Origin of the sequence: Collinsella sp. AM10-26, assembly GCF_003472525.1 — a bacterium.
Lineage (GTDB): Bacteria > Actinomycetota > Coriobacteriia > Coriobacteriales > Coriobacteriaceae > Collinsella.
This window is the reverse complement of sequence record NZ_QRMC01000008.1, coordinates 43,590-67,438: the sequence shown is the minus strand read 5'-3', so window position 1 is coordinate 67,438 and position 23,849 is coordinate 43,590. Positions and strand designations below refer to the sequence as shown.

General features: G+C 62.0%; 16 protein-coding genes and 1 other RNA gene. 5 read left to right on the top strand and 12 right to left on the bottom strand.

Annotation, left to right across the window (positions count from 1 at the left end; genetic code table 11):
* Positions 1 to 90: 90 nt before the first annotated feature.
* Positions 91 to 966, bottom strand: a complete 876-nt coding sequence (locus DW123_RS08175; protein WP_118273516.1) for a LysR family transcriptional regulator — start codon at positions 964 to 966, stop codon at positions 91 to 93.
* A 378-nt stretch (positions 967 to 1,344) separates the two neighbouring features.
* Here DW123_RS08175 and DW123_RS09775 point away from each other — a divergent pair, with 378 nt between their 5' ends.
* Both DW123_RS09775 and DW123_RS08165 read left to right on the top strand, forming a co-directional pair.
* On the top strand, positions 1,345 to 1,797 hold the full coding sequence (locus DW123_RS09775) for a hypothetical protein (protein ID WP_233540174.1): 453 nt from the start codon (positions 1,345 to 1,347) through the stop codon (positions 1,795 to 1,797).
* Positions 1,757 to 3,904, top strand: coding sequence for a Tex family protein (locus tag DW123_RS08165; RefSeq protein ID WP_118099226.1), 2,148 nt, complete (start codon positions 1,757 to 1,759; stop codon positions 3,902 to 3,904). Before DW123_RS09775 ends, DW123_RS08165 begins: the two co-directional genes overlap by 41 nt.
* Before the next feature lie 884 nt (positions 3,905 to 4,788).
* Here DW123_RS08165 and DW123_RS08160 read toward each other — a convergent pair.
* Both DW123_RS08160 and DW123_RS08155 read right to left on the bottom strand, forming a co-directional pair.
* Positions 4,789 to 5,493: a transaldolase gene (locus tag DW123_RS08160; protein ID WP_233540173.1), complete on the bottom strand. Its 705-nt coding sequence runs from the start codon at positions 5,491 to 5,493 to the stop codon at positions 4,789 to 4,791.
* Positions 5,494 to 5,685: 192 nt separating this feature from the next.
* Positions 5,686 to 6,513 carry an HAD-IIB family hydrolase gene (locus DW123_RS08155; RefSeq protein WP_117734882.1) on the bottom strand — a complete coding sequence of 276 codons (828 nt, stop codon included), beginning with the start codon at positions 6,511 to 6,513 and terminating at the stop codon, positions 5,686 to 5,688.
* Positions 6,514 to 6,588: 75 nt separating this feature from the next.
* On the opposite strand from DW123_RS08155, the gene rlmKL reads away from it, so the two are divergent.
* On the top strand, positions 6,589 to 9,147 hold the full coding sequence (rlmKL, locus tag DW123_RS08150) for a bifunctional 23S rRNA (guanine(2069)-N(7))-methyltransferase RlmK/23S rRNA (guanine(2445)-N(2))-methyltransferase RlmL (protein ID WP_118273513.1): 2,559 nt from the start codon (positions 6,589 to 6,591) through the stop codon (positions 9,145 to 9,147).
* 92 nt (positions 9,148 to 9,239) lie between these two features.
* On the opposite strand, the gene DW123_RS08145 is transcribed toward rlmKL, so the two are convergent.
* The 5 genes from DW123_RS08145 to DW123_RS08125 all read right to left on the bottom strand — a co-directional run bounded on the left by DW123_RS08145 (position 9,240) and on the right by DW123_RS08125 (position 15,031).
* On the bottom strand, positions 9,240 to 9,953 hold the full coding sequence (locus DW123_RS08145) for a response regulator (protein ID WP_199407131.1): 714 nt from the start codon (positions 9,951 to 9,953) through the stop codon (positions 9,240 to 9,242).
* A gap of 4 nt (positions 9,954 to 9,957) precedes the next feature.
* Positions 9,958 to 11,583 carry an ATP-binding protein gene (locus DW123_RS08140; RefSeq protein ID WP_118273512.1) on the bottom strand — a complete coding sequence of 542 codons (1,626 nt, stop codon included), beginning with the start codon at positions 11,581 to 11,583 and terminating at the stop codon, positions 9,958 to 9,960.
* Between the two features lie 113 nt (positions 11,584 to 11,696).
* Positions 11,697 to 11,891, bottom strand: coding sequence for a hypothetical protein (locus DW123_RS08135; protein ID WP_117734879.1), 195 nt, complete (start codon positions 11,889 to 11,891; stop codon positions 11,697 to 11,699).
* 69 nt (positions 11,892 to 11,960) lie between these two features.
* Positions 11,961 to 13,988 carry a KUP/HAK/KT family potassium transporter gene (locus DW123_RS08130; protein ID WP_117743449.1) on the bottom strand — a complete coding sequence of 676 codons (2,028 nt, stop codon included), beginning with the start codon at positions 13,986 to 13,988 and terminating at the stop codon, positions 11,961 to 11,963.
* Between the two features lie 167 nt (positions 13,989 to 14,155).
* Positions 14,156 to 15,031, bottom strand: coding sequence for a nitroreductase family protein (locus DW123_RS08125; RefSeq protein ID WP_117799143.1), 876 nt, complete (start codon positions 15,029 to 15,031; stop codon positions 14,156 to 14,158).
* A gap of 211 nt (positions 15,032 to 15,242) precedes the next feature.
* On the opposite strand from DW123_RS08125, the gene DW123_RS08120 reads away from it, so the two are divergent.
* A complete protein-coding gene (locus tag DW123_RS08120) occupies positions 15,243 to 17,543 on the top strand; it encodes an LTA synthase family protein (RefSeq protein WP_118273511.1) in 2,301 nt (766 codons plus the stop codon).
* A gap of 305 nt (positions 17,544 to 17,848) precedes the next feature.
* Here DW123_RS08120 and bilS read toward each other — a convergent pair whose 3' ends face one another.
* The 3 genes from bilS to DW123_RS08105 all read right to left on the bottom strand — a co-directional run bounded on the left by bilS (position 17,849) and on the right by DW123_RS08105 (position 22,225).
* Complete coding sequence (bilS, locus tag DW123_RS08115; protein WP_233505103.1) at positions 17,849 to 18,406, bottom strand: flavodoxin family protein BilS; 558 nt, start codon at positions 18,404 to 18,406, stop codon at positions 17,849 to 17,851.
* Positions 18,407 to 18,511: 105 nt separating this feature from the next.
* Positions 18,512 to 20,371, bottom strand: coding sequence for an ABC transporter ATP-binding protein (locus DW123_RS08110; protein WP_118273510.1), 1,860 nt, complete (start codon positions 20,369 to 20,371; stop codon positions 18,512 to 18,514).
* Positions 20,372 to 22,225, bottom strand: a complete 1,854-nt coding sequence (locus DW123_RS08105; protein ID WP_118273509.1) for an ABC transporter ATP-binding protein — start codon at positions 22,223 to 22,225, stop codon at positions 20,372 to 20,374. It lies immediately after the preceding gene.
* Positions 22,226 to 22,435: 210 nt separating this feature from the next.
* Between DW123_RS08105 and DW123_RS08100 the strand changes: the two genes are divergently transcribed.
* The gene (locus DW123_RS08100; protein ID WP_118273508.1) at positions 22,436 to 23,389 is read left to right on the top strand and encodes an LPXTG cell wall anchor domain-containing protein; all 954 of its coding nucleotides are present in this window, start codon (positions 22,436 to 22,438) and stop codon (positions 23,387 to 23,389) included.
* Between the two features lie 315 nt (positions 23,390 to 23,704).
* Here the strand turns inward: DW123_RS08100 and ffs are convergent.
* Positions 23,705 to 23,800, bottom strand: an RNA gene (gene ffs / locus DW123_RS08095) — signal recognition particle sRNA small type.
* Positions 23,801 to 23,849 lie beyond the last annotated feature (49 nt).

The window sequence follows — 23,849 nt, the reverse complement described above, 5'->3', positions numbered from 1 at the left end:
GTCATTAAAAACGGAATAAAAGTTTGCGAGGCCCTGGCCGTTTGGCCAGGGCCTCGTTTTGTGTGGCAAAGGGACTGTCCCTTTGTCACATCAGAGGAGTTGGGCCATGGCGTTGACGAATTTTTGCACTTGTAAGGTTGGCTCGAGCGGGTAGTGCAGATAGACCGGCACCTCGCGGCCGCACAGGAACGGCACGCCCACAAAGGCCGGATGCATGCCCGACCACGCGCCGCAGGTGAGTACCGCGTCGCCCTTTTCCTCCGCCTCGTTAAAGAGTGCGAAGTCAAAGCTGTCCACGTCGATCACGTCCACGCCGCCGTCGGCCAAAAGGTCGATGCGCAGGCTGTCCATGGCGTCGTTGCCGTGACGCAGCACGCGCAAGCGCATGCCCTCCAAGTCCGCAACCGCAATACGGCTCTTGCGCGCAAGCGGGCTCGTGCGCGGCACATCGATATAAAACGGCACATTGACGATAAGGAGCTTTTGGCATGCGTCACCCCAGCGCGGGGTCGAAAAACTCGACTGCACCACATCGACCTCACGGCCCAAGCTGCGCATGACGGTCTCGCGCTCGTCGTAGAGGTCGCTCACCGGCACGATCTCAAAACGCAGCGACGGCTCCAGCTCGTGCACGCCCGTCCACATCGAAAGCGTCTGGCGGCCCGGGCACATCATCGACACGCCCAGGCGAACCGCACCGCCATCGCCCGCCGCGCGTCGGGCGCGGCGCAGGGCATCCTCGGACTGGCGCATGATCGAGCGCGCGTCGTCTACCAGCAACGCACCCGCCGGCGTCACTTTGACGCCCGAATGTGAGCGCTCGAACAGCGTGATGCCAAACTCGGCCTCGAACCCCGATACCTGTTTGACGAGCGCCGGCGTCGACACGCGCAATTTTGCCGCGGCGCGCGAGAAGCTTCCCAGCTCTGCGGCAGCCGAAATAGCCTCAAGTCGTCGATCGTACACGTCATCTCTCCGTTTTCGCACGTACGGCCACACGGTGCCGTAGGGGGTCGTTTTCGCAGGTCACGCGCTCAATCGGATACAAATCGCATCAAGCGGTATGAACCTACGGTTAACGCCATTCTAACAAATATGCAATTCACCTGCGCAAATTCAAAGCATACGATAACCAGCGAAAACCACGTGGGTCGATTAATGGGAGCGGCCCACAGGGAGGTTCAAGAAGGGAAGTTCCTATGAGCAACTGGCTTAAGCTCGATCGACGCCGACGCTTACTTCATCGGCGGCACTAAGGGCGCCCTGTCGCTGCCCCGCCTGCACCAGTTCTCCTACGACGGCACCTCCAACTGGCACAAGCCGCTGCAGATGGAGATTCCAGCCGTGGACCCGGCACTGCCGCACAAGATGCAGCTCAAGCACTTTGTGAAGGTTGTCCGCCGCGAGGTCGAGCCCGTCGTGACGCCGGTCGACAACGTCAAGACGCTCACGCTTCTCAACGCCATCAAGGAGGCCGCCAAGACCGGCCAGCTCGTCGAGCTGTATGCCTTAAGAGCGGGCCGCGGCAAACTCCCCGCCGAGCGTCTCGGCCCGCCACCAACAAGCCCCTCTTCTTTGCCCCGCGAGCAGCCTCCTGCCCGCGGGGTATTTTGCTACGTTGCCGACGTTTTTTTCTGGGGCGGGGGGGGCTATTTCGCACCTCGGCTTGGTTCGTTCGCCCCAAAACAGTCTTTTGGGACAGGTGGTATCCTTGGTAGCCCTGTGTCGCAAACGCACCTTAAACGCAAGGAGTCCCATGGATCTTATCGCCCAGCTCGCCCGCGAGCTCAACCTTAAGGCCGCCAACGTCGAGGCGGCCGTCAAGCTCATCGACGATGGCAACACCATCCCCTTTATCTCGCGCTACCGCAAGGAAGCCACGGGTGGCATGGACGACGTCGCCCTGCGCGCACTCGACGAGCGCCTGTCCTACCTGCGCAATCTTGAACAGCGCAAAGAGGACGTCATCCTGCTCATCGATGCCCAGGGCAAACTCACGCCCGAGCTTGAGCAGCAGATTCGCGAGGCCACGCAGCTCCAGCGTGTCGAGGACCTCTACAAGCCCTTCCGCAAAAAGCGCATGACTCGCGCGCAGAAGGCCCGCGAGGCCGGCCTGGAGCCACTCGCCAACATGATCATCATGCAGGCCTCGGCCAAGGGCAGCGCGCTCGACACCGCCGCGGCATACGTCAACGAGGAGGCCGGCTTCGACACGCCCGAGAAAGCGCTCGCCGGCGCCGCCGACATCGTGGCCGAGACGGTGGCCGAGGACCCCGAGAACGTCGCCGACCTGCGCGCCTTTACGCAAAACACCGCCGACATCGTCGTCGAGGCCACCGACCCTGCCGAGAAGACCCCCTATGAGCCGTACTACAACTTTGACGAGCCGCTGCGCCATATTCCCAACCACCGCGTGCTGGCTATCGACCGCGGTGAGCGCGAGGGCAAGCTCCGCGTGCGCGTGAACGTCGACGGCGCTGCCGCCACGGCACGCCTCGGCAGCCGTTGGCCCCGACGCCAGGGCGTGTTTGCTCCCATCTTCGATGCCGCCATCGCTGACGGTTACAAGCGCCTCATGGCCCCCTCGCTGGAGCGCGAGGCCCGCGCCAAACTCACCGTTCGTGCCCAGACCGAGGCCATCAACGTCTTTGCCAAGAATCTTGAGGGCCTGCTCTCGGCACGCCCCGTCCGCGGCGCCCGTGTGCTCGCGCTCGATCCGGGCTACCGCACCGGCTGCAAGGTCGCCGTCATGGACGAGACCGGCAAGCTGCTCGACCACAGCGTAGTCTACCCCACCAAGCCGCGCCACGACGTCGCCGGCACTAAGCGCGAGCTCGCCCGCCTCGTCAAGAAGGACGGCGTCAACACCATCGTCATCGGCAACGGCACCGCCAGCCGCGAGACCGAGGAAGTCGTCTCGGAGCTCATCGCCGAGCAGGCGCCTGGGCTGCGATACACCATCGTCAACGAGGCCGGCGCGTCGGTGTACTCCGCCTCCGAGCTCGCCAGCCAGGAGTATCCCGACCTGGACGTCACCGTGCGTGGCGCCATGAGCCTGGGCCGCCGCCTGCAGGACCCGTTGGCAGAGCTCGTCAAGATTCCGCCCCAGTCCATCGGCGTGGGCCAGTACCAGCACGACCTTGACCAGGCCGAGCTCTCGCGCGCCCTGGGCCACGTGGTGGAGGACGTCGTCAACCGCGTGGGCGTCGACGTGAACACCGCGAGCGCGAGCCTGCTGGGATACGTATCGGGCATCACGCCGAGCGTGGCCAAGAACATCGTGGCCTACCGCGAGGAAAACGGCGCCTTTACCGATCGTCGCCAGCTTAAGAAGGTTCCCAAGTTAGGACCCAAGGCATATCTCAACGCCGCGGGCTTCCTGCGCATCAGCGGCGGTATAAACCCGCTCGATGCGACAAGCGTCCACCCCGAGAGCTACGAGGTGGCCACGGCCGTCCTGGAGCGCGCCGGCGTTAAAGCAAGCGAGCTCAGCCGCGGCGGCGTGCCCGACATCGAGCGCCGTCTGGGCAGCATCTCGGCGCTGGCAAGCGACCTGGACTGCGGTACCCTGACGCTCATCGACATTGTCAACGAGCTCAAGAAGCCCGGCCGCGACCCGCGCGACGACGCGCCCGAGGTGGTCTTTAGCCGCTCGGCACTTTCCATCGACGACTTGGAGCCCGGCATGGAACTCAAGGGCACGGTGCGCAACGTCGTGGACTTTGGCGCCTTCGTCGACGTGGGCGTGCACCAGGACGGCCTCGTGCACATCTCCAAGCTTGCCAACCGCTTTGTCAAGCACCCGAGCGACGTGGTGCGCGTCGGCGACACGGTCAAGGTGTGGGTCGAGAAGGTCGATCGCGACCGCAAGAAGATCTCGCTCACCATGGTGCGGGGCAAATAAGCCGCTGCAGGCGCTCGGCGGGTCCCATTCCGCCGAGCGCCCCTCCTTCTAAAACGATTTGGCGATATCCCGAAGTGCGAGACGCCGTTTCCGCTAATCCTCACCTGCAATTTTTGAGATATTCGGCCTCACTGGGCCGCGATAACACCTCTTCAAAGTGCAAGCTCAACAAATAAGCGTCAGATATTCTACAAACGTCCTATATCTGCACCCGCAGAGGTGCGGTACGGGACGTTTTTCAGCCATATTGGCAATCTTGACGGCACCCTGAGGCCGAATATCTCGATTTTTGTTAGTGGAGCACTTATGGGCACGAACCGCAAAGACCTCGTTTGCCCGGTAGAGCTGTTCAACCACGTCAAGTATGAGATCTTACATGCGCGGAACAAAGGATAATCGAAGGGTCTTGGGCGACTTGCGCGTCGCCCCGAACACATAGCCGGCAGGGTCCTTTGCCTTGGCGATGACTGCCAACTCGGGGCCGGATCGTTTTCGATACTTGATAGATATGGATTAGAAGATCATTAGATTACAAGTTGATCCATGATGCGGAACCGCGTTGTCCACGCGATGCCGTCGGAGCCCACGCCGCCGTCCGAGGTGACGCCGGACGCGTAACACGAATCGTCATCCGGCGAACGAAGCCGCCAGTGGCACGCGGCGTTGCCATCCGAGCCCAGCCCCATTACTGCCCGAGACAGTTGGCGGGGTAGCGCTGTCGACCCCCATCGGAATAAAGGTAGCGATTCAGCTCAGGACCTACCGACGGGTTCGTGTCGGCAGCCCCGGCCTTTCCTTTGCCTAGCGCGACCCTCGCGAAGCGCGTGAGCGATAGGGAAAGGAAAGGCCGGGGCGAACAATCCGCGGCGCAGCCAGTGTTCGCATTACGGCAGGATATGGAAACCGAGCGCCGCGATATCCTTGGCAAAGCCGCGCACGGTATCGAGCGAAACCTCGTACGGGTCGCGGCCGGTGTTCTTGCGCTTGGCCAGAATGCTTTTGGGCACCGTGATGATCTGGCAGCCGCAGGCCTGCGCCTGGTAGATGTTGATAAGCTCGCGCGTGGACGCCCACAGAACCTCGCAGTTGGGCTTGGCGGCGGCCTTCTTGACCGACTCCGTCATAAACGGAATGGGATCGACGCCGGTGTCGGCGATGCGGCCGGCAAAGAGCGAGATGATGGACGGCGTCTCGGCGTCGACGGCGTCGACCATCTCGTCAACCTGCGCGGGCGTAAAGATGGTGGTGACGTTGACCTTGATGCCGTCGGCGGAAAGCTTGCGCACCAACTCGGCCGTGGACTCGCCCTTGGTGGTCACGCACGGAATCTTGACATAGACGTTCTCGGCCCAGGCAGCGATCTCGCGGGCCTCGATCTCCATGGTCTCGACGTCGTCGGCAAAGACCTCAAACGATACGGACACATCGGTGATGTGGGCCAGGACCTCCTTGGCAAACGCGCGGTAATCCGTCACGCCGCCCTTCTTCATAAGGGACGGGTTGGTCGTGAAGCCCTGAACGTTGCCGTTCTCGTACATGTCGAGCATGCCCTCGAGGTTTGCACCGTCAGCGAACACCTTGATTGCCATCTGCCTGATTCCTTTCGTTAGCATACGGGCGTGGAACTGCTAAACACTTTATCTACGTTTATCAAGGCGTGAACTGCGGTTTTTTATCTTCTCGGCGAACGGTATAAACGCCTTAGCGTTTGAATTGATAAATCGATTGAGCATGTGAATCCGGTGAGTTGCAGATCGAAAATCGTCCGAACGGCGAAATAATTAGATCAACCCAAAGTGGCGCATGGCGGTGACGGTACCGTCGCGTGCGACGTCGTCGGTCACGTAGTCGGCGACCGCCTTGACCTCGGGCATGGCGTTGCCCATGGCAACAGCCGTTTCGACGGCGGCAAGCATGCCCAGGTCGTTGCCCGAATCGCCAAAGCCAAAGGTGCGCGCGTTGCCGGCGCGCCCCAGATACTCAAGCGCTCGCGCCACGCCCACGCCCTTGTCAATGCCCTTGGGACTCAGCTCGCGATTCTGGCCGCCGGTGTTGCACAGCTCAAAGTTGCGTTCGATAAAGCCGTCGTCATTGGCCACGCGAGCCAAGCCGGGCTCGTTAAGGCACACCTTGCCCACACGCAGGCGGCCGTCGATGCGCATTTCCTCGGCGCTATGCACCACATGCGTGCCGATCAGAGACGACCGTTCAACACCCGCGGGCTCCAGTGCAAAAGTCGCAGCGTTGGCCTCAAAAAAGACCTCAATGCCGGCGTCCACAACGCGACGCGCAAGCTCCTCGACAATGTCCTCTTCGAAGCAATCCTCGTGCACCACACGGCCCTCAACCTCGAGCGTCGCCCCCGCCATGGCCACGATACCCGCAGGTTCGAGCTCACGCAGACCATCGGCAATCAGCCACAAGGGGCGTCCTGTGCAGATAAACGCCTTGTGCCCCGCATCGTGCAGGCGATGAAACGCCTCAATGACCGTCTGCGAGGGGCGCACCGCCGAAAAGTCCTTATCGGTCATGCTGTCGGGATCGAACGACGTCAGCGTGCCGTCCACGTCAAAAAACAGTACAGCGGAATCGGGGCACGCATCAATCATATAGGTTCCTTTCGGGGGCGAGAGTAAACGAAGCATCCATCATATAATGGAGCGACGCAACCAGAGAGGTCACCCATGGAATTTTACGCAAGCTGCCCCGAGGGCTTTGAGTCCGCACTCGCCGACGAGCTTAAACGGCTCGGGCTTTCGCATGTCCGCCGCCTCAAGGGCCGCGCCACGTTTGAGGGCGAGCTCGAGCAAGGCTACCGTGCCTGCCTGTGGTCGCGCCTGGCCAGCCGCGTGTTTGTGGTGCTCGGGCGCTTTGAGGCACAGGATGCCGACGAGCTGTACGATGCCGTTTACGACATTGCCTGGGAAAACATCGTCCGTCCCGGCGCCACCATTGCCATCACTGCCCGTGGTGTGACCGAGCAGCTGCGCAACACGCGCTTCTCTGCCCTGCGCGCCAAGGACGCATTGTGCGATCGCCTGGCCGAGACCACAGGCCGTCGCGCCGATGTCGATGCCACCGATCCCGATGTCCACCTGCTGCTTTCGTTGCGTCAGCGCCGCGCGAGCATAAGCCTGGACCTTTCGGGCGACCCGCTGTTCAAGCGCCTGCCTCCCGCCGCGACTCGCGCCGGCGAGGGCGCGCACGTGTTGCGCCCCGACTACGCCGCCCTGGTATTGGCGCAGGTCGGCTGGACCGCACTGTGCGAGCGCGAGCTGACGGCCGACGACTACGAAAACGAAGCCCTGCCTACGCTGATCGACGCCTCGTGCGCCGGCGGCGGCCTGCTGCTAGAGGCCGTGAACATTCTGGCCGACCGCGCCCCGGGCGCCGCGCGCGAGCACTGGGGCTTTGAGGGCTGGCAGCTGCACGATGCCGCCCTATGGGAGCAGCTGCTTGCCGAGGCACGCGAGCGCGAGACGGCAGCGCGCGAGCGCCAGGCGCGCATCGTTGCCGTGGATGTTGACCCCGCCGCGCGCAAGACCGCCGAGCGCATGGTCAAGTGCGCCGGCTATAAGCGCTTTGTCGACTTTTGCGCCGCCAAGCCCGCCACCGTACTGGACCATGCGGGTGCTGTCGCCGGCGCCGCCGTGGTCGCAGACACCACCGAGACCCCGCTTTCGCTCATGCACGACGCCATGACGCTGGTCGGCGAGCTGCACCGCGCGCCCGAGCTTACCGCCGCACCGGTCGCCGCGCTCACCCGCGACGGACTTATGGCCCGCGCGCTCCATGCCGAGCCCGCGCGCTCCATCGCCGTCATGCCCAACAACGAAGAGGCGACTATTGAGGTTTGGCTCTCGCTCGACCACGCCGCCGCAGCATTTGAAGCTGCGACCAGCGCGGATGCCGAGGAGCAGACCGCGGACGCCCAAGACGAAGCCGCCGACACCCCCATGCCCGAACCTGCCGCCACGCTCGATTTGGGCGACGGCAAGCCGCTGCCCGTGCTCATTCCCGAGTCCGAGCAGTTCGCCAACCGTCTGCGCAAGAACGCCCGCCTGCGCCGCAAGTGGGCAAAGCGTGAGGGCGTGAGCTGCTACCGCGTCTACGATGCCGACCTGCCCGACTACTCCGCCGCCATCGACCTGTACGAGGGCTGCTCGCAGACGCCGGGCCGCTGGCTCGTCATCGCCGAGTACGCCGCACCCAAGACCATCGATCCTGCGCTGGCCCAGGCCCGCATGCTCGATATCTTGGCCATCGCGCCGCTCATCTTGGATGTTCCAGCCGAGCACGTGCACGCCAAAGCCCGCATACGTTCGCGCGGCGGTTCGCAGTACGGTAAGCAGGGCGCCGGCAAGGGCGGCTCGGGCGAGCGCGCCAACATTGCGCGCCGTCGCCTGCCGCTCATCGAGGAAGGCGGCCTTACCTTTGCCGTCAACTTTGACGACTACCTGGACGTCGGCATCTTCCTGGATCATCGCGTCACGCGCAATCTGGTGCGCGAGCACGCCAAGCAGGCGCGCCGCTTCCTCAACCTGTTTGCCTACACCGGCACCGCCACCTGCTATGCAGCCGACGGCGGCGTCGAGGAAACCGTGACGGTCGACCTCTCCAACACCTACCTGGACTGGGCCGAGCGCAACATGCGCCAGAATGGCTTTGTGGGGCCGCAGCACCACTTTGTGCGCGACGACGTGCTCGCCTGGATTCGCGACCAGCGCCAGACGCGCAATCGCTGGGACCTGATCTTTGTCGATCCGCCCACGTTTTCGAACTCGTCCAAGATGGGCCACCGCACCTGGGATGTTCAGCGCGACCATGTTGAGCTTTTGGCCGGTGTATCGCGCCTGCTCGCGCAGGGCGGCCACGCCATCTTTAGCTGCAACCTGCGCGGCTTCCGCCCCGAGACGCGCAAGCTCGCGCGCGCGGGCGTCGTGCTGGAGGACATTACGGCGCAGACCATCCCCGAGGACTTCGCGCGCAACCAGAAGGTGCACCATTGCTATATCGTGCGCCGCCTGCCCATCGAGGATGCCATGGCCGAAGTCGGCTTTAGTACCGAGGAGATTGCCGAGCGAACCGAGGAGCTGCGCAACCCCGAAGCCCGCAAGCCCCGTACAGCAGTGCCCGCGCACGCGCAGGCCGGCGACCGAGGGCCGCGCGGTGACGGCAAGCCCACCTGTGCAGGTAAGCCCAAAAAGAAGAAGTTCTACGCCAGCAAGCCCAAGGGCAAATAACAAAATTGCGGTGGAATAGTTCCTAAAAATGCCTGGTAAAGGCCCAAATAGGATCTATTTCACCGCAACTCATAGAGGGGCCGCGCTCTGCCCTACTCCTGGGTGACCAATCGGTAACCGATACCCACATGCGTTTGGATATAGCGCGGATGGGCGGGGTCGGACTCGATCTTCTTGCGCAGCGTGCCCATAAAGACGCGTAGGCTCGCCAGGTCGCTCTTAGTCGCCGTACCCCAAATCTCGTTCAGGATAAATTGGTGCGTCAGCACCTTGTCGGCATTGTGTGCCAGCAGGCAGAGCAACTTGTACTCGATCGGCGTCAGATGCAGCTCCTCGCCATCCATCGTGGCGATGCCGGCATCAAAATCGATATGCAACTCGCCGGTATCGAACGAGCCCTCGGAAGCAACACCGCCCGCCTGCGCATACGAAAGGCGCCTGAGCGTCGTGCGAATGCGCGCGAGCAGCTCCTCGACCGAAAACGGCTTAGTCAGGTAGTCGTCGGCGCCGGCATCGAGCGCGCGGATCTTGTCCACGTCCTCGCTGCGTGCCGAAACCACGATAATCGGCATGCCCGACCACGCGCGCACCGACTCCACCACCTTGACGCCGTCCATATCGGGCAGGCCCAGATCGAGCAGCACAATGCTCGGCGCCTGCGACGAGGCGGCGGCGATGGCGGCGTGAGCGGTCTCCACGGCCATATGGCGCAAGCCGTGCGCCTCGAGCGCGGCGACGATAAGGTTGCGGACGGCGGGATCGTCCTCAACGACCAAGATGAGCGGTTTCACGGCAGAGTTCGGCACAGCGCTACTCCTTATCAAACGAAATATCGGCGGCGGGAAGCTCAATCGTAAAGACAGAGCCGTGCGAGGCCGCCGCGGCAACCTCTATGCTACCGCCATGTGCCAGCGCAATGGAGCGACAGAGCGAAAGCCCCAAGCCCACGCTGCGGCAACTGTCGGCTAGGCCATGGTTGGCGGTGTAGAACGACTCAAAGATTCGCTCGCGGTCCTCGGGCGCAATGCCCGGGCCATCATCAGCAACCGAGCACGCCACGCATCCATCATGGACGCCAATCGAGATTACGACATGCGAGCCCGCAGGCGTATAGGCGATGGCGTTGTTCACCAGATTGACCACCAGCTGCACCATCAGGCGCGCGTCGACGTTGACGAGCGCCGGCTCATCGCACGCCACTACCTTAAGGTCGTGCTCGCGCACGGCCGGATTTACGTGACGCAGCGCCTCCTCGACGATATCGTCCATGAGCTCGAGCGTGGTCGACAGGTGCATGCCGCCGCCCTCGAGCTTGGTGATGGCGAGCAGATTCTCGACGGTAGCGTTGAGCCACAGCGCATCCGAGCGAATGGATAGGAGCATGCCGCGGCGTGTCTGGTCGTCGAGCACGGCCGTGCCGGTCGAGCCCTGGTCGAGCAACACGTCGGCATTACCCGAAATACTGGTGAGCGGCGTACGCAGATCGTGCGAAATGGAACGCAGCAAATTGGCACGCAGCTGCTCGTTTTTAGCGAGTACCGCCGCCTCCTCGCGGGCCTCCATGGCGCGGGCGCGATCGAGCGCAAGCTCGCCTTCGCTCACAATGGCATCGGCAAGCGTCCGCTCCTCGGGCGTCAGCGCATCGGGCTCGGCGACAATGGCGAGCACCCCCACCACCGAGGCGGGATCGCCCGCGCGCACCATGGTGTCACCCGAGCGCACGGTCAGGTATATGCCGTAGAACGCCGAGCCACCATAGGTGGCATCGAGCGGCGTTCCCACATAAGCGGATGCCGAGAGCCGCGGCGGCATCTGGGGCGCCAACTGGTGCACCGGCGCGGCATCGCCCACGGCCGTGTACGTCGCGCGCGGCAGCAGGTCATCGTCGTCGGCATCGGCGCTATACCACACGACCGGACAGTCCGAAAGACGCGCCAGCTGCGTTGCCATAGCGTGCACAATCTGTTGCTGATCGGCGCAGCGCTGCAGCATACGGTTGGTCTCGAGCACCATCTGCGTGCGACGGTCGCTGGCGGCAGCCTGCGCCAAGGCGCGGCGCAGGGCCAGCGCGATCGAGCTCGACACGAGCGAGACCGCAAACATAATGAAGAACATGCCGGGATAGACGCGGTCGATAAACGACAGCGAGCAGCGCGGGTCGACAAACAAGAAGTTGTAGAGCGCCACGGCGGCAGCCGAGCTCAGCAAGCAATACAGGCGACTCCAGGTAAAGAATGCGCACAGCTGCACGGCGAACACATAGACGATCATGATGCTCGGCGCGAGACCCGGATGGTCGAGCAGCGCGCCCACAATCGTCGCCGCGACCAGCAGCCCCGCCGATACGCAGGCGTCATACAGAGGGCTGCGACGCGTCAGCGTTGTACGCCGCCACCAAAAGTTCTCGGCAATATCGCCGTCCGCATGGACGTCCATCAGCGCCCCGCCCCTCTCTCAAAAACAAAAACCACCACAAAGGGGACAGGCACCTTTGTGGTGGTTTCCCCTCGTGGTGGTTCCAAGTGTATAGCCTTTGCAACCTGCGGTCGCTAGACAAACAGCACGTGCGCGAGCAGTGCGCACACGCACGCCGCGACAAACACCAGCGCCACGACCGAAATCACACGATCGGCCATGTCCATGTTGGCCCGATTCGTAAAGAACCGATCTTCGGCGGCGTCGACGCGTGCCTCGCGCACCAGCTCGGCCGCAAGATCGCGACCGTCAAGCGTCTTAGCGTCCATGGTTTTCTCCCCAGACTCATTTCCCGTCATTGCAAACCTGCCCGTTCACAGTCAAATCTCAGGTGTCGATTACGGGCGCTCGTTGGGAGCCAGACGCTGCATCTTGCTCACGGCCTTAAACTTGGTGAACAGCGGCACGTACTCAAAGTTCACGTTGGAGTTCTCCAGGCCGTACCAGCGCGCAGGCGTGCCAGCGGCGCGGCGGATGATGTACTTGAGCGTAATGGCCGTACGCTCGCTCGGCTCCACGTCGCTTTCGGGCGCCAGAAGCTTGCGGATCATAACGAACTTGAACGTACCGATGTTGCCCGGATCCTTGTAGACCGAGTAGTCATGCGTCTGCGGCGGCAGCTCGCCGCTGGCTGCCAGATCCTGAACAACCTGGCGCAGATAGGCGTTAACGCGCTGGTTGATCTTGTAGCCCAGGTACAGATGCACGCGGAACACGTAGTCGGTGCCGAACGTCTCGACCGAGTAGGCAAAGGTATGCGGCTCGTCCATGGTCTCGACATTCACGAACCACCAGGCGCGAGCGCGCTTGGGGTGCTTATCCAGGATGGAGTAGACGATATCGCGGTCGATATAGTCGGTGTTGGTGTCCTTGGTCAGGTACACGATATTGTCGCTCATGAGCTCGTAGCGGTCGTCGTCGCGCAGGCGCTTGAGCTGCGGCAGGTAGCTGCGCAGCGGCAGCAGCGTAAACTGGCGCTGCTCGACCGCCGTGCCGTTGTACCAGCACACCATAATGCTCATGATGAGCGCGGCCATAAGGATGGTGAAATAGCCGCCGTGGAAGAACTTGGTGAGCGAGCTCACAAAGAAGAAGCCCTCGAGCATGAGGAAGAAGACGGCAAAGATCCACGGCGCAACCTTGAGCTTGCGCTCCACGTGCAGATAGAAGAAGAGCAGCAGCGTCGTGCACATCATGGTCAGGGTAATAGCCAAGCCGTACGCAGCCTCCATGTGCGCCGAGTTCTGGAACAGCAGCACCACGATAACGCAGCCCACGAGCATGACGTTGTTGACCATGGGGATGTAGAGCTGACCCTTGGTCTCGGCAGGATAGAAGACCTGCATATGAGGCATGAGGTCCAGGCGGCTGGCCTCGGACACCAGCGAGAATGCGCCGGTGATGAGCGCCTGCGAGGCAATGATGGCGGCGATGGTGGAAAGGCCGACGGCAAAGGGACGCAGGCTCGGGGTGAGCATCTGGTAGAAGGGGTTGAGGTCGGCGATGCCCATGAGCTCGGGGTTGGCAGCGTTGTTGATAAGCCACGCGCCCTGACCCATGTAGGACAGCAGCAGGCAGCACTTAACGAACGGCCAGGTGGCGTAGATGTTGCCGCGGCCCACATGGCCCATGTCGGAATAGAGCGCCTCGGCACCGGTGGTGGCGAGGAAGCAGCTGCCTAGGATCATGATGCCCGCATGGTTGTTGGGGCTCAGCAGAAAGCCGATGCCGCGCAGCGGGTTGAGGCACAGCAGCACCGCGGGATGCTGGAAGACAAAGAACAGGCCCGTACCGCCCAGGAACAAAAACCACAGCGTCATGATGGGGCCAAAGGCGTGACCGATCTTGGCCGTGCCGATGCGCTGCACCAAGAAGAGCGCAATGATAATGGCAAGCGTGATCGCGACAACGCGACCCTGGTCGTCACCGAGCACGGCGTGGACCGCCGGGATGGTGCGCAGGCCCTCGATGGCAGTGGTCACGGTAACGGCAGGCGTCAGGATGCCGTCGGCGAGCAGTGCCGCGCCACCCAGCATGGCGGGGATGATGAGCCACTTGCCGCAACGCTTGACCAGGCTGTACAGGGCAAAGATACCGCCCTCGCCGTGGTTGTCGGCGCGCAGCGAGATCAGCACGTACTTGACGGTCGTCAGCAGCGTGACCGTCCACACAACAAGGGAGAGCGCGCCGAGCACGAACTCCTGCGTGACGCTTCCGATGCCGCCGTTGCCGGCAACGAGCGCCTTGGTTACATACATGGGGCTGGTGCCGATATCGCCGTACACCACGCCCAGCGTGACGAGCATCGCCGAGATGCTCACAGGAATCGCAGCGTGAGAAGCTGCCTCCTTGGCCTTTTGTTCCATAAGCCGGTTTCCTCCCAACTTTAATGTTCGAAGGGATTATAGGTAATCGGCCCATGTTTGAATGGCGCCGTTTTCCCAGCTAGATAAACATTTATACGGCCTTTAGGCCACCACGGCGATATGGAATGTGACAGAGGGACTTTCCCTTTGTCACATCGCCGCATTCGTTACTTGCCGAGCCAGTTTTTGAACCACCACTCCATGGAACGGCTCATCTCGGCCATAAAGGGGCTCGTGTGCTTGCGGGTGTAGATATCCACCACGCGCTCGCCCACCTCGCGGGCGTGCGGGCGAAACATCGCATCCATCTCGGCCACCTGCGCGTCCATGGTCGCGGTATCGGCGCGGCGGTAGCGCTCCTCGTGCACCAGGTTCACCACGGGATGCGCGATTGCCGGACGCTCCTTGCGGGGCGTGCCGATGATGAGCATCGACAGCGGCATGGTATAGGGAGGCAAGTCCAGCAGCGAGGCGACTTCCTCGGCATTCTCGACGATATCACCGATGTAGCAGCTCCCCAGCCCCAGGGCCTCGGCGGCGACCACGGCATTTTGCGCGGCGATCACGGCGTCCTGCGCCGCGATGGCAAAGTCACCCAGACCCGGTGCACGACGGGGCGCCTTGCCCGTGCGCTCGACAAACTCGGGCTTAAAGCAGCCCACGTGCTCAAACAGATCGATCCACTTGGCATAATCGACCACAAATATGAGTGCCCAGGGCGCCTTGGCGATCATGGGCTGATGATCGCACAGGTCGGCGAGGCGGTCCAATGTGGCCTGCTCGCGAATGCTCACGATGGAATACATCATCATGGCGCCCGCCGACGGCGCGCGACTCGCCGCATGCAAAATCGCCGCCCGCTGCTCGTCAGTCACCGCCACGGGACGGTCGTCGTCATCACGCGCGAAGGCACGCGTAGACGAGCGATGCTCCAAGATGTCCAGCACTGTGTTGCCCGTAGTCTCGACCGGATAGCCGCACGTATCCACGCCCGCAGCTCCGCCGCAGTACTCGGCGCCTGTCATACAAACCTGCTCGCTCATCGCCCTACCCTCGCCATTTCTTTAAGAAGCCTTTACGTTTCCGTGTAATTCCCGTCCATTATCGCGCAGGTCGCCACTACATTGCGCCACACCGCCACACGTGCGCGTTAATATGGCTGGTTGTGCGCAGCCACCAATTGCAGCGCATATCTTGCTAACAATCGGGTAAACCCCCGCTTTCGTAGGTTTTAAGTTTGTGAGGAGTCTCAGCATGTTCGCAGCCGCCATCTCGCTCGTCGGTCTTGCGGCGACCATCTACCTTGTCTTGCGCGAGGCCAAGGCCATTCGCGCTCAGTCGGGCACCGTTGCCAAAAGCGCTCTTGGGTGGAGCGGCGTCTTCGGCCTGTTCCAGCTCTTTTTGACCATTTGGGGCGCCATTGGCCTCGTCGCCCAAAACGAGCCGCTCGCCTTTGTGATGCTCATCCTGACCAACGCCATCCTTACCGGCTGCGCCTGGGCCAGCATCGCCCGCGACCGCATCGCCCCGCGCGTCTTTGCGTTCGCCGGGCCCGACGCCCCCGCCCCCACCGGCAAGCTCGCCCGCCTGCGCGGCGCCTTTGTGGGCAAACCGCTCGTCGCCGCCGTCCTGTGCCTGCTGCTCGCCGGCGTCTTTGCGCTGCTGGGCATGGAGGTCTCGTCCAACCACGACTTTACCTGGGTCTACCCCCTATGCATCCTGCTCGAGTGGGCCATCATCACCGTGCTCATGGTCGGCCTGTTCTTCCTGTTCCAGCGCCATGGCGCAGCTCCGGCCGTCCTGGCCTTTGCCCTCTTTATCCTGGGCATTGCCGAGTTCTTCGTCATCACGTTTAAATCCATGCCCATCCAGCCGGGCGACCTTTCGGCCATCTCCACTGCCGCCGCAGTCGCCGGCAACGGCTACACCTTCTCCATCTCGCTGTTCTGCGTGCTGTCCATGGGCTTTACCGCCATCGCCATGCTGCTATGCGAGTACGCCGGCCTGGTGGCACCGCACCGTCAGAAGGGTGCCGCCAACGCCAAGCGCATGCTGCTCACCAACCTGCTCGTGGCGGTACTGTGCCTGGGCGGCGTGACCGCACACGTCACGCTCATCGACTACTACAACACCCTCGGCATCACCGTCTACACCTGGCGCCCGCTCGAGAGCTACTGGCGCGAGGGCTACCTGCCTGCCTTTATTAGTGCGGCACAGTCCATTAAGCCGCCCAAACCCGCCGACTACTCCGTCGACGATGCCAAGGCCACGCTCAAAAAGTACGCCAAGGCCTACGACAAGTCCAACGCGGCCAAGAGCGACGAGCGCGCCGCCGCAGAGGAGCAGTTCGACAGCGAGAAGCCCACGGTCATCGCCATCATGAACGAGACCTTCTCGGACCTGTCGATCTATCAGAACATGCGCGCCGGCTACGAGGGTCCGCAGTACTTTAAGAGCCTGTCCAACTGCCTCAGCCGCGGCAAGCTCTATGTAAGCGCCTACGGCGGCGGTACCGCCAATACCGAGTTTGAGTTTATGACCGGCAACTCCATGGCCAACCTGGGCTCGGGCGTGTACCCCTACACCATCTACAACATGGAAACGACTGGGAACCTGGCAGAGCAGTTCAAGTCGCTCGGATATTCCACCACGGCCATGCACCCCAACCACGCGACTAACTGGAACCGCGAGAACGTCTACAAGGACTTTGGCTTTGACCAGTTCCTGTCCATCAACGACTTCCAGGGCGCCGATACCCTACGCGGCATGGTGACCGACCAGGCTACCTACGACAAGATTCTTGAGCTGCTCGACCAGAACGCCGATCCGCAGTTTATCTTCGACGTGACCATGCAGAACCACTCGGGCTACGACACGGGCCTGCTGCCGGTCGACAAGCAGCTGCACCTGAACATCGACACGACCGACCTGGACACCAAGACCGTCGAGGACGGTACGCTCTCCGATGTCGACGAGTATGTTTCGTGCATTGAGCAGTCCGACCAGGCGCTGCGCTACTTCCTTAACGCCTTGAGCAAGCTCGACCGCAAGGTGGTCGTGGTGTTCTGGGGCGACCATCAGCCGTTCTTCCCGTCCAAGTTCAACGATAAGTGGTTTACCGACGAGGACGACGCCACGCACCAGGAGCGCTTGTGGCAGACCGATTACATCATTTGGGCCAACTACGACGTTGCCGGCTGCGACCAGACGAGCGAGGTCGACGACCTGTCCACCAACTACCTGTCTACCCAGCTGATGCAGCTGATCGGCGCCCCGCTGACCGACTACCAGAAGGCGCACATGACGCTGCGCGAGTCGCTGCCCGCTATCAACTCCGTGGGCTACGAGGACGCCAGCCTGCGTTGGGCGCTTTCCTCCAACGTCACCGGTGACGACGCCGCTGCCGCAGCCGCCACCAAGGCGCGCGAGGATTACGCGAAGATGCAGTACTACGAGATGTTCCGCGACGGCAAGAACGTGTACACCGAGCACTTCCAGACCGAGGCCAACGAGACCGACCCCAACCTGGCACCGGGAACAACCAAGATTAAGTAGCGGGTCGCTCATAACTGAAACGTCTGTCCGGACGGAGGCATATAAGGTTCCCTGCTCGGACAGTCCTGCGCAAGACGGAGGCCACATTAAGTGGCCTCCTTTGCGTGCGGAACTCGCGATGAACCTTATATGCCTCCGCCCGGACAGACGCCCTGTTGCTGGAACGCGGCTTGTCATCGGGGTGATGGAAAATGTCGCCCCAAACGCTTGCAGTGGTTGCGTCCACAAGTGTCAAGAAAAAGCCTCGAGAATCTCGAGGCTTTCACATTTGTATTGTTTTGCACGAAGGACCGCGAACGGCGAAGCTACTCTCCCAGCACGGCCTTCTTGGCGGCTGCAGCCATGTTGTCCAGGTCTTCCTTGGTGGGATGGTCCTTCGCGGCAACCCAGTTGTCGAGCAGCATCTTAAATCGGACGTTATCGGGATCTTGCTCGAGCATGGCCTCGTAGCGCTGCTTGACCGCGGGGCCCATCTTGCCCTGGCACATCGCCCAGCCCGCAAGCTCGGCATCCCCAGCCAAATTGGAAGTTACGCGATCAATAATCTGCTGGTAATAGCTCTGGTCGGCGCCAAAACCGCAGGTGCCAAACAGGAAGACGCGCTTACCGTGCAAGGCGGAGAGCAACGCCGCGACCGAAGGCGTGCACGCGCCCTTGTCGCACCAAAAACCGACGAGCACCGTGTCGGCCGCGCAGGCGCCCTGCGCCTCGAGCTCAACCTGATCTGCGTCCGCATCGTCGCTCAACGCCGCAGCGTGGACAAACTCAACGCCCGCAGCCTGCAGAGTGCGCTTGATCGCACCCGAAACCATCCTGGTATTACCGCTCTTGCTGTTAACCACCAAAGAGCACGTCGTAGTCACGTTGCCTCGTTTCCCCCGAAACTCGAGCCATTAATGCAATTTATTAGATGAATATCTTAGTACTAACGTGACAGATGTAAACCATCTGCCGCTAATCGGTATTCCCTACTGGGCGAATTGGCTGCGGTAGAGCTCGGCATAGAAGACGCCTGCCGCTATCAGCTCGTCGTGTGTGCCACGCTCGATAATCTGGCCGTCGCGCATGACCAGAATGCAGTCAGCGTTGCGGATCGTCGACAGGCGGTGCGCCACCACAAAGCTTGTACGGCCAGCCATGAGCTCGTCGAATGCCGCCTGCACCTGCAGCTCGGTGCGCGTATCGATGCTCGAGGTCGCCTCGTCCAGCAGCAAGATCGCCGGGTCGGTGAGCATGACGCGCGCGATGCACAGCAGCTGCTTTTGGCCCTGGCTAAATGTGCCGCCGTCCTCGCCGATCACCGTATCGTAGCCGTCGGGCAGCTGCACGATAAACTTGTGCGCATGCGCACGCTTGGCGGCTTCGATGACCTGCTCGCGCGTGGCGTCGGGACAACCGTACGCGATGTTATCCGCCACCGTGCCCTCGAACAGCCAGGTGTCCTGCAGCACCATACCAAAGGCGCGGCGCAGGCTTGCGCGCGTGTAGTCACGCGAAGACTGGCCATCGACCATGATGCGTCCGGCATCGATATCGTAAAACCGCAGCAGCAGGTTGATGAGCGTCGTCTTGCCGCAGCCTGTGGGGCCGACCAGGGCAAAGCGCATGCCGGGTTTGGCCTCGATGCAAATGTCCTGCAGCAGCTTGCGGTCGGGCACGTAGCTAAAGTCCACATGCTCAAAAGTCACCTCACCCTGCGGGGCAGCAAGTTCCACGGCATCCGCCGCATCGGGCTCCTGCTCGCGCGCATCGAGCAGCGCGAACATGCGGCGCGCCGAGGCATACGCCGTCTGGATCTGCGTAATGACGTTGGTGACCTCGTTGAACGGCTTGGTGTACTGGTTAGCATAGGACAGGAAGATTTGCACGCCGCCCACCGTGAGCGCCGCGGGCACGCCCGTGATCACGCCCACGCAGCCGATCACAGCGACCACGGCATAGATGATGTTGTTGATAAAGCGCGTGCCGGGGTTGGAGAGCGAACCCATAAACTGCGCGCGCTCGCCCGCGGTGTAGAGCTCGGCATTGAGGGCATCGAAGCGCTGCTGAGCGCGCGGGCCGTAGGCAAAGGCGTCGACAAGCTTCTGCTCGCCCACGTATTCCTCGATATGGCCGCCAAGCTGACCCTGAATGCGCTGTTGAGCCGTAAAGCTTTTGTTGGAGAGCTTGGCGATGGCGCCGGCGGCAAAGATGGAAAGCGGCGTGACGAGCACCACCACGAGCGTCATGGTCAGATTGATGGAGAACATAAACGCGAGCGTGCCCACGATGGTAATAACGCCGGTAAAGAGCTGCGTGAAGCCCTGCAGCAGACCGTCGCCCACCTGATCGACATCGTTGACCACGCGGCTCATGAGGTCGCCGTGGGCATGGCTGTCGATAAAGCCGAGCGGCATGCGGCTGAGCTTATCACTCGCCTCCACGCGCATGTCACGCACCGTCTCGTAGGATAGGCGGTTAACGCAGTAGCCCTGCAGCCACTGGAAGGCCGCGGCTCCCACCACGACGAGCGAGAGTTTGGTGACGAGCGGCAGCAGTGCGTCGAAATCCACCTGGCCCGCGGCAACAATCAGGTCGATGCCCTCGCCAATGAGAATAGGTGTGTAGAGCTGCAAGATAACGGAGATGGCGGCGCTCACAAACGACGCCGCAAACGAAATGCGATGCGGACGGACGTAGCCCAACAGGCGGCGAGTCACCGCACCCACGGGATAGCGCTCGGGATCGCCGGGCTGGCGCGGACCGTCGCCCAGGTCGTTGAGGTTATCGTTGCCGGACACGTTGGCCGTCATCGTGGCGACCGAACCGGAGGAAGTATACGGATTCATCTAATAGCCCTCCTTTGTGCAGACGGATGCGGGGGCAGTCGGGGCGGACGCGGACGCCGCGCTCCCCTGCTGGCCCTCGAGCTCCTCGCGGCGCAGCTGCGACTGGCAAATCTCGCGGTAGAGCTGGCAGCTTGCATACAGCTCGTCATGTGTGCCCAGGCCCGCAACCGAGCCGTGATCGAGTACGCAGATCATGTCGGCGTCGCGCACGGTCGAGACGCGCTGACTCACGATGACGGTCGTCAGCGGCAGCCCGCCCTCGGCGGCACCGCGCACGCTGCGCTCGCGGATGGCATGGCGAAGCGCCGCGTCGGTCTTAAAGTCGAGCGCCGAGGCGGAGTCGTCCATAATCAGGATCTGCGGCGAGCCCACCAGAGCACGCGCAATGGTCAGGCGCTGGCGCTGACCGCCGCTGAAGTTCTTGCCGCCCGCCTCGACCGGGGCATCGAGCCCCTGTGGCTTGTTGCGCACGAACTCGCTGGCCTGCGCCATATCGAGCGCCGCCCAGAGCTCCTCGTCGGTTGCCGCCTCGTCGCGCCAGGTCAGGTTGCTGCGGATGGTGCCGCTCACCAGCGACGCGCGCTGCGGTACGGTCGCAACCACATGGCGCAGCTGATCGAGTGGCCAAATGCGCACGTCGGTACCCATCACGCTCACACTGCCGGTGCCCGCATCATACAGGCGCGGAATAAGCGAGACGAGCGTGGACTTGCCGCTGCCCGTGCCGCCGATGATTCCGAGCGTCTTGCCCAGCGGCAGCTCCAGGGTCACATCGTCGACGGCATTTGCCGCGCCCGCGCCAAACGAAAAACTCGCATGGTCAAAGCTCAGCGCGGGGGCCGGGGCGGCATTGCCCGTCGCGCCCGGCTTGGGCAGTGCGACCGGCTCGTTGTCCTCGTCGGTAACGCTCGGCACGCAATTGAGCACCTCGTTGATACGCGACGCACTGGCGCTCGCCTTGGTAAAGACCACGACCAGGTTGGCAACGTACACGATGGAGGTGAGGGTCTGCGTCATGTAGTTTACAAACGCCATAACCTGACCCTGCGTGAGCTCGCCCACGTTGACCTGGATGCCGCCCACCCACAGGATGGCGCACACGCCTAGGTTCATCACCAAAAACGTGACGGGGTTGAGAATCGATGAGAGCTTGCCCACCGCGATGGCAGTATTGGCCTGGTCATCGGCGGCTTGGGCAAAGCGCTCACGCTCGTGGTCCTCGCGCACGAAGGCGCGAACCACGCGGACGCCCGAAAGACCTTCGCGGCAGATAAGCGCGATGCGATCGAGCTTTGCCTGCAGCTGCTTGTAGTACGGGATGCAGCGCGCCATGACAAACCAAAACACCAAGCCGATGGCGGGCGTGCAAATCAAAAAGATCATGCCGAGCTTAAGGTCGATGGCAAGGGCCGCGACCATGGAGCCCGCGGCCAAGAAGGGCCAGCGGATGAGCATGCGTACGCCCAGAGCCACAGCGAGCTGCACCTGGTTAACGTCGTTGGTGATGCGGGTGATGAGCGACGGCGTGCCAAAGCGATCGAGCTCGGCGTAGCTCAGCTTATTGATGTGCTCGTAGAGCGCGCCGCGAATGTCGGTGCCCATGCCCTGCGAGGTGAGCGCCGCCATCTTTTGGCAGACGAGCGTAAACGAGATGCCGATCACAGCCATGGCGGCGAGCACCACGCCGTAACGGACGACAGCGTTCACATCGTGCGCCCCAATGCCCTTATCGATCATCTGGGCAATCACCAGCGGCGTAAGCAGGTCAAAGATCACTTCAATCAACTTGCACGCAGGGCCGATCACCATATAGCGGCGAAACTTTCCACCAAAACGCCTGAGCAGCTCAATCATAAAAAGGCGCTCCCCATCATCATTCACACTCAATTCGAACCATGATAGTACGGTGAGCCCAAAAGAAGCGTAAACAACTCGTCATTTCTAATGGGATTCGGTTTTCAGAGGGGTATACGCGCACACCCAGCCAGTGTCGGGTCAACTAGCTTGGTATACTTACATTAGTGCTACCAAGTTAGTCGCCGACTCTGGAAATGAGGTGCCGAGATGAACGACATTCTCGCAAGAAGAGCAAGACGAGCAACTGTGGGCATCGCCCTTTCCGCGGCACTTGTCGCGGGAATCGCCCCCGCAACGGCGATCGCGGCAGAAACCAGTTCCCCCACCGCAAAAGAAAAAGCGTATGCAGCCATGCAGGAAGCGCTCAAAAACCTCGAAGCCGCAAAAGACGCCGCAAGTCCCGAGAAACTTGCGGAAATCGATGATGACATTGCCAGTTTTCAAGAGATCCACGACATGGTGGTGACGGAAGCCGCCAAACGGAGGGAACCCCTTCCCGCCATGCAAGCGAACGTCGATGCAGCCCAAGCCAAATACGATGAGGCCCACAACCGGACAAGCGGCCTTCAGGCAGAATTAGATAAGGTACTCAAGGAGCTCGGCGACGAGGCGCCCAGCACAGCTATTAAGGAGCATATTAAGCAGTTGCGCAGTGAGATCATGGCGGCAGAAAGGCGAGAAGAATCTTGTGAAGATGATCTTCACCGCTACCAACGCCGGCTCGAAAGCCAGGAAAAACAGGTTCAGTATTTCGAAAGTGAGGCAGAGGAAGCTAAAGCCCACATCGACGAGGACATAGCCAAGCGAAATGCACTCCTCGGCGATTTGGAAAAGGCGCAAGCGGCCTATGACGACGCCTGCAAGGCATACGAAGAGGCAAAGGCCGCGGCAGACAAGGCCACCTCGCCCGAGATAACGAAACCCGCCGAGACGACAAAACCCTCCAGCTCAGCGCAGCCGGCCGAAACGGCACAGCCCGCCAGCTCGCCCGCGACCGGCAAATACGCTCCATCGAGCTCCACCAAGCAAGCAGATACGACCGACGGCAAGCTCGCGAACACGGGCGACGCAGCGCCGAGCGCAATCACACTCGCAGGAATCGCCGCCGCAGGGTTCGGAATAGCCACCGCGGGTGTACGTCGCATCAAGAACTCAAAGTAGCTGCCAGAGCATATCGCTCCCACCAATCTACAAGCCCATAGACAAAGAGGCCCGTTTCCCCAACCAAAACCAGGGAAACGGGCCTCCTTACTTGTAAAAACAGATGGCAACGCCGCCGTCTCTTGAACCACGTAGCCATTGATGTCTTGGCGCAGTCAGCGAGCGCCATCCAGAGCGAACAAGTTGGCATGAAAAAGGCAAGGCATAGACCTTCTGGTCATGCCTTGCCTTTTGAATGACAAATTGTCGCTCTGGGTGGCGCGCAGCGTCGAGCATTGCGCGGTTTGGTAAAACCGCGCAAAAAGAAAGCCCGTGCGCTCGATGGATCCGGATGCCCGACAGAGGCTCCTTATGGCTGCTTCCTTCCGGACCTGACCAGATTCGGAACATGTCGTCATCCGAACCCATCGAACGCGCTAGGCGCTCGGTATATCTTACCCGCTCCCGCCCGATGGGGCAA

Coding starts and splice junctions, on each gene's coding strand:
- DW123_RS08165 (WP_118099226.1), top strand. CDS start 1,757: ATGGATCTTATCGCCCAGCTCGCCCGCGAGCTCAACCTTAAGGCCGCC.
- DW123_RS08160 (WP_233540173.1), bottom strand. CDS start 5,493: ATGGCAATCAAGGTGTTCGCTGACGGTGCAAACCTCGAGGGCATGCTC.
- DW123_RS08155 (WP_117734882.1), bottom strand. CDS start 6,513: ATGATTGATGCGTGCCCCGATTCCGCTGTACTGTTTTTTGACGTGGAC.
- rlmKL (WP_118273513.1), top strand. CDS start 6,589: ATGGAATTTTACGCAAGCTGCCCCGAGGGCTTTGAGTCCGCACTCGCC.
- DW123_RS08140 (WP_118273512.1), bottom strand. CDS start 11,583: ATGGACGTCCATGCGGACGGCGATATTGCCGAGAACTTTTGGTGGCGG.
- DW123_RS08135 (WP_117734879.1), bottom strand. CDS start 11,891: ATGGACGCTAAGACGCTTGACGGTCGCGATCTTGCGGCCGAGCTGGTG.
- DW123_RS08130 (WP_117743449.1), bottom strand. CDS start 13,988: ATGGAACAAAAGGCCAAGGAGGCAGCTTCTCACGCTGCGATTCCTGTG.
- DW123_RS08125 (WP_117799143.1), bottom strand. CDS start 15,031: ATGAGCGAGCAGGTTTGTATGACAGGCGCCGAGTACTGCGGCGGAGCT.
- DW123_RS08120 (WP_118273511.1), top strand. CDS start 15,243: ATGTTCGCAGCCGCCATCTCGCTCGTCGGTCTTGCGGCGACCATCTAC.
- DW123_RS08110 (WP_118273510.1), bottom strand. CDS start 20,371: ATGAATCCGTATACTTCCTCCGGTTCGGTCGCCACGATGACGGCCAAC.
- DW123_RS08105 (WP_118273509.1), bottom strand. CDS start 22,225: ATGATTGAGCTGCTCAGGCGTTTTGGTGGAAAGTTTCGCCGCTATATG.
- DW123_RS08100 (WP_118273508.1), top strand. CDS start 22,436: ATGAACGACATTCTCGCAAGAAGAGCAAGACGAGCAACTGTGGGCATC.